At 71.4% G+C, this 11,485-nt stretch carries 8 protein-coding genes and 1 other RNA gene; 7 read left to right on the forward strand and 2 right to left on the reverse strand.

What is annotated here, in order from left to right:
* The first annotated feature begins 163 nt into the window (after positions 1–163).
* Positions 164–949, forward strand: a complete 786-nt coding sequence (locus FV229_RS21585) for a creatininase family protein (RefSeq protein WP_147753931.1) — start codon at positions 164–166, stop codon at positions 947–949.
* A 40-nt stretch (positions 950–989) separates the two neighbouring features.
* On the opposite strand, the gene FV229_RS21590 is transcribed toward FV229_RS21585, so the two are convergent.
* Both FV229_RS21590 and pepN read right to left on the reverse strand, forming a co-directional pair.
* Complete coding sequence (locus FV229_RS21590; RefSeq protein WP_147753932.1) at positions 990–3,362, reverse strand: PAS domain-containing sensor histidine kinase; 2,373 nt, start codon at positions 3,360–3,362, stop codon at positions 990–992.
* 172 nt (positions 3,363–3,534) lie between these two features.
* Positions 3,535–6,150 (reverse strand): aminopeptidase N, encoded by a 2,616-nt coding sequence (gene pepN / locus FV229_RS21595; RefSeq protein WP_147753933.1) that lies wholly within the window; start codon positions 6,148–6,150, stop codon positions 3,535–3,537.
* 176 nt (positions 6,151–6,326) lie between these two features.
* Between pepN and gloA the strand changes: the two genes are divergently transcribed.
* From gloA to FV229_RS21625, 6 genes are all read left to right on the forward strand, one after another.
* Positions 6,327–6,767, forward strand: a complete 441-nt coding sequence (gloA, locus tag FV229_RS21600; protein WP_147753934.1) for a lactoylglutathione lyase — start codon at positions 6,327–6,329, stop codon at positions 6,765–6,767.
* Between the two features lie 133 nt (positions 6,768–6,900).
* Positions 6,901–7,310: RNase P RNA component class A (rnpB, locus tag FV229_RS21605), an RNA gene on the forward strand.
* 537 nt (positions 7,311–7,847) lie between these two features.
* Positions 7,848–8,894: a 16S rRNA (cytosine(1402)-N(4))-methyltransferase RsmH gene (gene rsmH, locus FV229_RS21610; RefSeq protein WP_147753935.1), complete on the forward strand. Its 1,047-nt coding sequence runs from the start codon at positions 7,848–7,850 to the stop codon at positions 8,892–8,894.
* Positions 8,891–9,307 (forward strand): hypothetical protein, encoded by a 417-nt coding sequence (locus FV229_RS21615; RefSeq protein WP_147753936.1) that lies wholly within the window; start codon positions 8,891–8,893, stop codon positions 9,305–9,307. Before rsmH ends, FV229_RS21615 begins: the two co-directional genes overlap by 4 nt.
* 173 nt (positions 9,308–9,480) lie before the next feature.
* Positions 9,481–11,256 carry a penicillin-binding protein 2 gene (locus FV229_RS21620; RefSeq protein WP_246688284.1) on the forward strand — a complete coding sequence of 592 codons (1,776 nt, stop codon included), beginning with the start codon at positions 9,481–9,483 and terminating at the stop codon, positions 11,254–11,256.
* On the forward strand, positions 11,253–11,485 hold a 233-nt coding region (locus tag FV229_RS21625), incomplete at its 3' end, for a Mur ligase domain-containing protein (RefSeq protein WP_246688283.1). The genes FV229_RS21620 and FV229_RS21625, both read left to right, overlap by 4 nt.

Below are 11,485 nucleotides of genomic sequence, written 5' to 3' on the forward strand. Positions count from 1 at the left end.
CGCAGCCCGCGACCTGGAGTACCATCGAAGCTGGCGGATCGAGCCGCGTCGAGGTGGGCTGATCTCGAAAAACAGCCCTGACGATCCAAATCGAGCGCCACGCCAGACTTCTGCAGCAGCCTGCTAGAGCGTATGGCTTGAAGCGGACGCATCGAGGCAAAGCATGGCGGCACGGCTCTGGTCCGACCTGACCACGCGGGAGGTCTCCGCGCGGGACATGGGCCGCACGGTCGCGGTGCTGCCGGTGGCGGCGATCGAGCAGCACGGCCCGCATCTGCCGCTCTGCACCGACGTCGCGATCATGGATGGCTACCTCGCGCGCGCCTGCGCCCTGGTGCCGGCCGACCTCGACGTGCTGGTCCTGCCGGTGCAGTCGGTCGGCAAGTCCGACGAGCACGACGCCTTTGCTGGAACGCTCTCCCTCACTACCGCGACCGCGCTCGCCGCCTGGGGCGAAATCGGCGCCGGCGTGCACCGCGCCGGCTGCAGCCGGCTGGTGATCGTCACCTCGCACGGCGGCAACAGCGCGCTGATCGACCTCGTGGCCGGGGATTTGCGCGCCCGCTTCGGCATGGTGGCGGTGACGACCGCCTGGGCGCGCTTCGGCTACCCGGACGGATGCTTCCCGGAGGACGAGATCGTCCATGGCATCCATGCCGGCGGGGTCGAGACTGCGCTGATGCTGGCCCTGCGCCCCGATCTCGTGCGGCGCGAGGCCGTCGCCGACTTCCCCTCGCGCACCCGCGCCATGGTCGGCGACTTCACGCACCTGCGCGCCGGGCGCCCGGCCGCCTTTGCCTGGAAGGCCGGCGACCTCCATCCGTCGGGCGCGATCGGCGACGCCAGGCTCGGCACCGCCGAGGCCGGGGAGGCTGCCCTCGACCACGGCGCGCGGGCCTTCGTGGCGCTGCTGCACGACGTGGCGCGGTTCGACCTTTTAGGCAGGTAGCGCGCCGCAGCCCGCGGTGCGACGGCCCCGCGGCGCGTCCTCAGGCGCCGGCCGGCTGCGGCTGCCGAACGCTCGCCCCGGAGGCCTCGCGCAGCGCCGCGACGGCCTGCTGCCCGGAATCTTCGGCCGCCGCCGCCGCGAGGCGTTCGCCGGTCGGGCGGGGCAGCCGCACCAGGACTATGGTGCCGACCGTCTCCTCGGAGCGGATGCGTAGGGAGCCGCCGTGCAGCTCGGCCATGGAGCGGGCGATGGCGAGGCCGAGGCCCGAGCCCTTGTGGCTGCGGGTCAGGTTGGTCTCGACCTGCGAGAACGGCGCACCGAGGCGCGCCAGCGCCGCCTTCGGGATACCGATCCCAGTATCCTCGATGAACAGGTGGGCGTGGTCCCCGGCGGCGCGCGCGCGCACCGCGATGCGGCCGTGCCCGGGCGTGAACTTCACCGCGTTCTGCAGCAGGTTGACGAGGATCTGCTGCAGGGCGCGCTCGTCGGCGAGCAGCGCGAGGCCGGGCTGCAAGTCTATGGCGATGTGGAGGTTCTTCTGCCGCGCCGGCTCCGACACCAGCTTCAGCGCCCCGGCGACCGCGGCCTCGACGGCGACCTCGCGGCGCGCGAGGCGCACGCGGTCGGACTCGATCCGCGACATGTGGAGGATGTCGTCGATCATCGAGAGCAGGTAGTCGCCGCTGCCGCGGATGTCGGCGCAGTATTCGGCGTAGCGCGGCGAGCCGAGCGGTCCGTAGAGCTCGCTCGACATCAGCTCGGCGAAGCCGATGATCGCGTTCAGCGGCGTGCGCAGCTCGTGGCTCATGTTGGCCAGGAACTCGGACTTGGCCTGGTTGGCGGACTCGGCCGCCGCCTTCTGGTCGAGGTAGCGCTCGGCGAGGTCGGCGAGTTGCTGAGTCTGCAACTCCAGCGTGCGGCGCGAGCGCTTCAGGTCCTTCACCGTCTCGATCAGCTCGCGCTCCGAGGCGACGAGCTGCTCCTGGTGCCGCTTCAGGTTGGTGATGTCGGTGCCGACGGAGACGTAGCCGCCGTCCTTGGTGCGTCGCTCGCTGATCTGCAGCCAGCGGCCGTCGGTGAGTTCCGCCTCGAAGGTGCGGGCCGTCGCGCTCGCCGCATCGGTCTCCGGCATCTCCCGCCGGATCTGCGGCAGTACCCCGCGGCCCATCACCTCGTCGTAGCGGCGGCCGACCTGCGCGTCCTCGGGGGAAAGCGCGTGCAGGTGGCGGAACTTGGAATTGCACAGGACGAGACGGTTGCTCGTGTCCCAGATGACGAACGCTTCCGAGATCGCCTCGACGGCGTCGCGCAGGCGCATGTCGTTGGTGGCGCTGGTCTCGGCGAGGTGCTGCTGCTCGGTGACGTCGACGGCGATGCCGACGAGGTGGCGGCCGCCGTCTGTCACGTCCGGCACCACCTCGGCGCGGGTGCGCAGCCAGATGTAGGCGCCGTTCGCCCCGCGCATGCGGAAGGCGTGGTCGACAGCGGTCTGGCTCGCGGCCAGGCCGCGCGCGAGGCTGTAAAGGTCGCCGTCGTCGGGGTGGACCAGGGCGTTGACGTCGCCGAAGGATAGGAACTCGCGCTCGCGGCGGTAGCCGAGCAGCGCGTACATCGAATCCGACCAGTAGATCTGCCCGCGTGGGATGTCCCAGTCCCACAAGCCGCAGGCGCCGCGGCCGAGCGCGGTGTCAAGGCGCCGGCGGATCTGCTCGCAGACCTTGTCGATCGCCTTCGCCCGGCGGCTCTGCAGCCCGTAGGCGAGGCCCACCCCGACGATGACGAGGGCAGCGGCGGCGACCAGGATCGCCTGGTGGCGGGCGCGGCCGGTCCAGCTCGCGGTCAGCGGTTCGAGCGATTGCATCACCGCGATGCGGCTTTCGCCGCCGGGGAGGCGGCGCATCGCCGCGAAGGCGGTCTCGCCGTCGGGGAGTGCTAGGCGCATCACGCCCGCCCGCTCGCCGAGCGTCGAGAGTGCCTCCGACTCGCCGAGCGCATTCTGAAGGGTCTCGGTGCCGGGCGGCAGTGGGGGCCTGGCCGCGACGATCCGGTCGCCTCGTGAGACGAGCATCACACGGCGTCCGGCCGGCAGGGTGCCCGCGGGAAATAGGTCGACGAGGCTCGCCTGGGCTGCCGCGTCGCCGAGGGCGTGGCCCGCCAGCGCTCCGGCCGAGAGGCGGGTGAAGGACTCGAGGTCGGCGCTCGCGGTGGCGAGCAGTTCCTCGCGCTGGGTCTGGAGGTGGAGGGCCGTCAGCCCCGCCAGGCAGGCGAGGAAGGTCGCGAGCAAGGCCGGCACCGCATAACGCAGCCAGGCTTCGGCCTGCACGAAACGGCTCGCCGGCGCGCGCGTCGGCCAGTGGATGCCGAGAATCGTATCCGCACGCGCGGAGAAGGAAGCGGAATCCGCCTCCGGCATGGTCGACCTCGTGCACTGGAAGCGTCCGGGCCTTGCTGCGCCGGCCCCGAATCTGAATTCAATTCATCACTTTCCCGAGTGGTTTGTCCACGGATTTTTTACAGCGCGGCTTGACTCCGAGCCGCGACTACCGACTCGGAATCAGCGGAGAATCGCCAATGTTAAGCGATGGTTAACCGGCTTCGAGCGTCCGGGCGGCGATGTCGGCCACGTCCCGGGAAAGGGCGGGGATCGCCTTGATCCGGTTGAGGATTTCGGCGGCCTTTTCCCGTCGCGAATTTTCCCACCGCCGCCAGGAAGAAAACGCGGTGAGGAGCTGCGCGGCGAGCTGCGGGTTGATCCGGTCGAGGGCCTCGATCCGCTCGGCGACGAGGGCGAAGCCGGCTCCGTCGGCCCTCGCGAACTGGGTCGGGTTGCCCATTGCGAAGCTGGCGATCAGCGCCCGCACCCGGTTCGGGTTGGTCATGGCGAAGGCCGGGTGCCGGCTCAGCGCCGCGATCCGCGCCGGCGTGCCGTCCTCGGCGATCGTCGCCTGGACGGCGAACCACTTATCGAGGACCAGCGGCTCGTCGGCATAGGTGGCGCCGAAAGCCGCGAGCGCCGCCTCGCGGGCCTCCCCTGGGATCGCCGCGATCACGCCGAGGGCCGCGAGCCGGTCGGTCATGTTGCGCGCCTCGCGAAGCTGGAGGAGGGCGCCTTCGGTGCCGGCCGCCGGGTCCGCGGCGGCGATCAGGTCGAGGCAGGCGTTGGCGAGCGAGCGGCGGCCGGCCGAGGCGGCGTCCGGGCTGTAGGGGGCGTCCTGAGACGCCCGCAGGGCCAGGGCCAGCGCATCGAGGCGCGGGCGCAGCCGCGTGCCCAGCGCTTTCCGAAGGGCGGTGCGGGCCGCGTGGATCGCGTCCGGGTCGAGGTCGGCGGCGATTTCGTTGGCGGCTTCGCCTTCGCCGGGGAGCGACAGCACCAGGGCGGCGAAGGCCGGGTCGGCCAGGGCCTCGCCGTCGAGGAAGGCGCCGAGCGCGTCGGCGAAGGCCTCGCCCGCGCCCGGTGCGGCCGGTTCGAGGATCAGCCGCATCGCGATCCCCTGCGCCGCCTGCCAGCGGTTGAACGGGTCGGTGTCGTGCCGGAGCAGGACGAGGCGCTCGGCGTCGGTCAGGTCGAGTTCAAGCCGCACCGGGGCGGAAAAGCCGCGCAGCACCGAGGGCACGGGCGCCTCGGCGACGCACTCGAACACCACGGTGGCGGTCCCGGTGTCGAGGACGAAGACGCCGTCGGAGACCGATGTCGAAGTCGCCCCGGCGAGGGGGCCGTTCTCGCCGACGAGGCCGAGGGCGACCGGGATCACCAGGGGAGGGCCCGCCGCCTCGAGGCTCTGGCGGAAGGTCAGCGTGTATCGCCGGGCCTCGGCGTCGTAGGCGCGCGTCACCGCGAGGGCCGGCGTGCCGGGGCGCTCGTACCAGCGGGCGAAGGGCTGGAGGTCGCGCCCGGTCACCGCGGCGAAGGCCGCCAGGAAATCCTCGACGGTCGCGGCGTTGCCGTCGTTGTCGGAAAAGTACCGGTCCATGCCGGCCCGGAAGGCGTCGGCGCCGACGAGGGTGCGCAGCATCCGCACGATCTCGGCGCCCTTGTCGTAGACCGTGGCCGTGTAGAAGTTATTGATCTCGGCATAGGCACCCGGCCGGACCGGGTGCCTGAGCGGGCCGGCATCCTCCGGGAACTGCCGGGCGCGAAGGTTGCGGACCTCGCCGATGCGGTGGACGGCGCGCGAGCGCATGTCGGACGAGAATTCCTGGTCGCGGAAGACGGTCAGCCCCTCCTTGAGGCAGAGCTGGAACCAGTCGCGGCAGGTGACGCGGTTGCCCGACCAGTTGTGGAAGTACTCGTGCGCGATGATGCGCTCGATCGCGGCGTAGTCGCCGTCGGTGGCGGTCTCGGGGGAGGCCAGAACGTATTTGTCGTTGAACACGTTCAAGCCTTTGTTTTCCATCGCGCCCATGTTGAAGTCCGACACGGCGACGACGTTGAACACGTCGAGGTCGTAGGCGCGCCCGAACGCCTCCTCGTCCCACCGCATCGAACGGATCACCGCGTCGAGGGCGTAGGCGGCGCGGGGCCCCTTGCCGGGCTCGACGTAGACCGCGACCGCGACCGTCCGGCCCTCCATCGTGGTGAAGTCCTGCGCCACCCGGTCGAGCGCGCCGCCGACGAGGGCGAAGAGGTAGGCGGGCTTCGGGTGGGGATCGTGCCACACGGCGAAGTGCCGCCCGGTGCCGGCGATCTCCCCGGCCTCCACCGGGTTTCCGTTGCCGAGCAGCACCGGGCATTCGGCGCGCTCGGCCTCGATCCGGGTGGTGTAGACCGCCATCACGTCGGGCCGGTCGAGGAAGTAGGTGATCCGGCGGAACCCGTCGGCCTCGCACTGGGTGCAGTAGACGCCGCTCGAGCGGTAGAGCCCCATCAGCTTGGTGTTGGCGGTCGGGTCCACCCGCGTCAGGATCGTCAGTTCGAACGGTCCCTGCGGTGGCGCGTGCAGCGTCAGCCCCGCGGGGCTCGCCGCGTAGGCCTCGGCGGACAGGGGCGCGCCGTCGAGTTCGATGCCGTCGAGCGTCAGGTCGTCGCCGTCGAGCACCAGGGGGGCGCCCGCGCGGCCCGCCGGGTTCGGCCGCAGCCCCAGCCGCGCCGTGATCCGCGTGTCGTGCGGGGCGAGCCGCACGTCGAGGTCGACGCGGTCGATCAGGAAGTCGCTCGGCCGGTAGTCTTCGAGGCGGATCTGGACGGGCGTGTCGGTTCGCATCGGGGCATCGCTCGGCTGGCCGGAGGGGACGTCGAAGGGACGTCGAAGGGGCGTCGAAGGGGCGTCGAAGGGGCGTCGAAGGGGATGTTCGCGGTCCGCCGCGGCGCGGCCGAGCCCGTTGACGGGGTCCGGCCCGGGCCCAGATAGGCCCGCATCAGCGGAGCACGAGAACACCCATGGAATACCTGCACACGATGGTGCGCGTCGCCGACCTCGACAAGGCGCTGGCGTTCTACGTCGACACCTTCGGGCTGAAGGAGGTGCGCCGCATCGACAACGAGAAGGGCCGCTTCACCCTGGTCTTCCTCGCCGCCCCCGGCGACGCGGCGCGGGCCGAGACCACCAAGTCGCCCCTCGTGGAGCTGACCTACAACTGGGACCCGGAGACCTATTCCGGCGGGCGCAACTTCGGGCACCTCGCCTACCAGGTCGACGACATCTACGCCTTCTGCACCCGGCTGAAGGACAAGGGCGTGACCATCAACCGGCCGCCGCGCGACGGCCACATGGCCTTCGTGAAGTCGCCCGACGGCATCTCGATCGAGATCCTGCAGAAGGGCGGCGCCAAGGAGCCGCAGGAGCCGTGGTCCTCCATGGAGAACACCGGGACCTGGTAACCGGATCGCGGCGGTCCGGGGCAAGCCGCACGGCGTCGGCAGACGAGGATTTCGGTCCTGGGCGGCCTCGACGCCTGAACGCGCGGCCGTCCGCTTGACCCGGGTGGGCGATCCGGCCCACATCCGCGCCGGATCAGTCGGCCGGGCGGCCGCTCCGAGCTTCGGCTTGGGGAGGAAAGTCCGGGCTCCATGGAGAGACGGTGCCGGATAACGTCCGGCGGGGGCGACCCCAGGGACAGTGCCACAGAGAGCAGACCGCCCCGGACCGCGAGGTCGCGGGGTCAGGGTGAAAGGGTGCGGTAAGAGCGCACCGCGGACGCGGCAACGCGGACGGCACGGCAAACCCCACCGGGAGCAAGACCGAATAGGGGCGGCGCGCGTCTCCTCGCAGGAAGAGGCGCAGGCCCTCTCTCCAGGCCAGTCGCCCGGGTTGGTTGCTCGAGGCGGTCGGCAACGATCGTCCCAGAGGAATGGCCGCCACGTCCGGATGCGCCTCGGCGCCTCCGGGCCCTACAGAACCCGGCTTATAGGCCGGCTGATCCGCTTCCTGCCTGTCCGGACGCAGAGCCACGGCACCGGCTAAGCCGTTGACGGAGCGTGCCGATCCGCCGCGCGAAGCACGGTCCTGCGGAATATGTGCCGCCGGTCGGCGCATCGCGGCGAAGCTTTCGCCAGCAGACGCGCGCAGGTCCCGAGGATGGCCGGCGCCCATGCGCCGAACGTCGGCGGGCGCGGCGAAAAATTGACCGTCGGTTAACCTTGCTGAGGTCACATCGGATGTCCGCGATGCGGGTCTTCGCTTGCGTTGACGATCGTCAGAGGCCCATGGTACCCGCCAACATCTCGTCATCGGCGATTTCCGGATCGGCGGACGCCCCCAGCGGCCACGCTCGCCGCGGCCGTGCGGGGATCGTCCGCGCGCGGGCCTTCGGCCACCGCACGAGCGGGATCGCCCAAACCGACCGCGCCGCGTCGCCGCGGCCGGGTGCAGGCAGCCATGAGCCGAACCGTTCCCCCCATCCCCGGCGGGCCGCCTCGGCCGCACGCGGCCCGGCGCCTTCGCCCGAACGGGCCGCAGCGATGACGCGCAAACCCATCGAGAAACCGTGCGGCCCGCACGTCCCGGTGCTGCTCGACGAGGTGCTCGCCGCCCTCGACCTTCCCGGTACGACGCTGGCCGTCGACGGCACCTTCGGCGCCGGCGGCTACACCCGCGCGATGCTCGCCGCCGACCCGGACCTCCGCGTGGTCGGCATCGACCGAGACCCCTCGGCCATCGCCGGCGGCGCGGCGCTCGTCGCCGCATCGAACGGGCGCCTCACGCTGGTTCCGGGCCGATTCGGCGCCCTCGACGCGCACCTGGCGGATCTCGGCGAGGCGCAGGCCGACCGGATCGTGCTCGATATCGGCGTCTCCTCGATGCAGATCGACCAGCCCGAGCGCGGCTTCTCGTTCCGCAACGACGGCCCGCTCGACATGCGGATGGCCGCCACCGGCCTCAGCGCCGCCGACCTCGTCAACGAGGCCGAGGAGGTGGAGCTCGCCGACATCATCTACCATTACGGCGAGGAACGCCGCTCGCGGGCGGTGGCCCGCACCATCATCGAGGCGCGCCGCCGCGGCCGGATCGAGACCACGGCGCAGCTCGCCGACCTCGTCGCCGGGGTCGTGCGGACCGAGCCCGGCAGCGGCATCCACCCGGCGACGCGGACGTTCCAGGGCCTGCGCATCGCGGTCAACGACGAGCTCGGCGAGCTGGTCCAGGCGCTGCACGCCGCCGAGCGGATGCTGCGGCCGGGCGGGCGGCTCGCGGTGGTGACGTTCCATTCGCTCGAGGACCGCATCGTCAAGCAGTTCTTCTCCGCCCGCAGCGGCCGCGCCGTCCAGGCCTCGCGCCACATGCCGAGCGCGCTGCCCGGCGGCGAGCCCACGGCCGCCCGCAGCTTCACGCCGGTGACCAAGGGGCCGGTGCTGCCCTCCGATTCCGAGACGGCGCGCAACCCGCGCTCGCGCTCGGCCAAGCTTCGCGCCGCCGAGCGCACGGACGCACCCGTGCCGGCGCCGCTCGCCGCGATCCAGGCGCTCGCTGCGCTTCCCGAAGCCCCGCGCGGAGGCGCACGCCGGTGATCCGCCTGCTCAACCTGCTGGCCGTCGCCGGCCTCGTCGCCTCGGCGATCTACGCCTACTCGATCAAGTACGACACGCTCTACCAGGGCGGTCAGGTCTCGAAGCTGAAGGCCGGCCTGCATGCCGAGCGTCAGGCCATCGCGGTGCTGCGCGCCGAATGGCAGCTCTTGACCCGGCCGGACCGGCTGCAGGCGGCGGTGGAGAAGCACCTCGCCCTCGAGCCGATCGGCACCGCCCACCTCGGGCGCCTCGCCGACCTGCCGGCGCGGCCCGAGCGCGGCGACGAGATCGGCCGCCTGCTCGCGGCCACCGCGACGCCGAAGGAGAAGGGGCCGGCCTCCGAGCCCCGCACCACCGGCTCGATCACCCGCACCGTCGTCACGACCCGCACGCCGAACCCGGCATCGAGGTAGTCCCCGTGTCTCAAGACGCCCACGACGCCCAAACGGCTTTCGACGCTCAAGCGGCTCACGAAGCCCGAGACGCCCACTTCGCGGCCGACGACGCGGCCGGCATCGGGCATGCCGCGCCTGAGCCTGCGCACCACGGCGACGCGGACGAGACGCCGGCCGTCGCGCGGCTGGCGATCGATGAGCCGGTCGTCGCGGCCGAGCCCCGCGTGCATCCGGGCGTGCGCCTGTTCCGGGCGATGTTCCGCCTCGCGATCGAGCGCTCGCACACCCGCGTCGCGCTCGTCGGACTCGCCTTCGTGGCGGTGTTCGGCGCGATCAGCGTGCGGCTGCTGTCGATCGCGATCTTCGGCGCGCCGCCGAGCCAGGAGCACCGGGTGGCGGCCGCGTCCACCACCGCCATTCGGCCCGACATCATCGACCGCAACGGCGAGATCCTCGCCACCGACATCCGTACCGTTTCGGTCTTCGCCGAGCCCGGCAACATCTACGACAAGGACGAGGCGGTGGAACTCCTCACCGCCGTCCTGCCCGAGCTGAACGCGACGGAACTGCGCGCCAAGCTCACCCAGAAGCCCGGCAAGAAGGGCGTCGGCTTCGTCTGGGTCAAGCGCGAGCTGACCCCGAAGCAGCAGGCCGAGGTCCACCGCCTCGGCATCCCCGGCATCGGCTTCCTGCCCGACCACAAGCGCGTCTACCCGAACGGGGTCGCGGCCGCCCACATCATCGGCGCGACCAACCTCGACGGCATCGGCATCGCCGGCATGGAGAAGTACATCGACAACCAGGGCAACAAGGCCCTGAACGACTTCGGCTTCGTCGCCAAGCAAACCGACCTCAAGCCGATCCAGCTCTCCGTCGACCTACGGGCGCAGTTCGCGGTGCGCGACGAGCTCGCCAAGGGCATCGAGCACTTCAAGGCCAAGGCCGGCGCCTCGATGATCCTCGACGTCCAGACCGGCGAGGTGATCGCGCTGGTCTCGATGCCGGACTTCGACCCGAACAACCCGGTCGACGCCCTGTCCGACGACAAGATCAACCGCATGAACGTCGGCGTCTACGAGATGGGCTCGACCTTCAAGGCGATGACCCTCGCCATGGCGCTGGAATCGGGCAAGTACAACGTCAACTCGACCTTCGACACCCGCGGCGGCGTGCTGAACTGGGGCCGCCAGAAGATCCACGAATATCACGGCACCAACCGCGTCATCACCATGCCGGAGGTGTTCACCCACTCCTCCAACATTGGCTCGGCCAAGATGGCCCTCGGCGTCGGCGTGCCCGGCCACAAGGCCTTCCTGCGCAAGATGGGCCTGCTCGACCGGATGCGGACCGAGCTGCCGGAATCGGCCATGCCGATCGTCCCGCCGCGCTGGACCGAGATCAACACCATCACCATCGCCTTCGGCCACGGCCTCGCGGTGGCGCCGATCCAGGCGACGGCGGCGGTGGCCGCGATCGCCAACGGCGGCTTCCTGATGACGCCGACCTTCCTCAAGACCGACGTCAAGGCGGCGATGGCCAAGGCGACGACGGTGCTGAGCCCGCAGACGAGCGAGGCGATGCGCTTCATCATGCGCCTCAACGCCGTCGAGGGCTCGGCCAAGAAGGCGGCGATCCCGTACTACTTCGTCGGCGGCAAGACCGGCACCGCCGAGAAGGTGATCGGCGGGCGCTACAACAAGAACCGCCTGTTCACGACCTTCATGGCGGCCGCGCCCATGGACAAGCCGAAATACCTGTTCGTCACCATCATGGACGAGCCCCAGGGACTGCCGGAGAGCGGCGGTTACGCCACCGCCGCCTGGAACTCCGGCGTCGTCACCGGCAAGGTGATCGAGCGCGTGGCGCCGATCCTCGGCCTGCCGCCGCAATTCGAGCCGCCGGCCAAGCCCTTCCCGTTGATGGTCAAGCTTAACGCCTACCACGCCAACATGGTCGGCGGCCCGTGAGCGCGGCGACGCTGGGCGCCCTGTTCCCCGAAGCCGGGGCGGCGGAGGCCGACCGGCCGGTGGCCGGGCTGACCGCCGACAGCCGGAACGTGGTGCCGGGCGGCGTCTTCGTCGCCGTGCCGGGGACGAAGGCCGACGGACGCCTGTTCGCGGCCAAGGCCGCCGCGGCCGGCGCGATCGCGGTGGCGGGCGAGGGCGACCGCCCGGCCGACCTGCCGCCGGCCTGCGC

It is taken from the genome of Methylobacterium sp. WL120, from assembly GCF_008039465.1.
GTDB classification, from domain to species: domain Bacteria; phylum Pseudomonadota; class Alphaproteobacteria; order Rhizobiales; family Beijerinckiaceae; genus Methylobacterium; species Methylobacterium cerastii.

Bases quoted from the DNA above. Each gene is read 5' to 3' on its own strand.
- FV229_RS21585 (WP_147753931.1), top strand. From the start codon at position 164: ATGGCGGCACGGCTCTGGTCCGACCTGACCACGCGGGAGGTCTCCGCG.
- FV229_RS21590 (WP_147753932.1), bottom strand. From the start codon at position 3,362: ATGCCGGAGGCGGATTCCGCTTCCTTCTCCGCGCGTGCGGATACGATT.
- pepN (WP_147753933.1), bottom strand. From the start codon at position 6,150: ATGCGAACCGACACGCCCGTCCAGATCCGCCTCGAAGACTACCGGCCG.
- gloA (WP_147753934.1), top strand. From the start codon at position 6,327: ATGGAATACCTGCACACGATGGTGCGCGTCGCCGACCTCGACAAGGCG.
- rsmH (WP_147753935.1), top strand. From the start codon at position 7,848: ATGACGCGCAAACCCATCGAGAAACCGTGCGGCCCGCACGTCCCGGTG.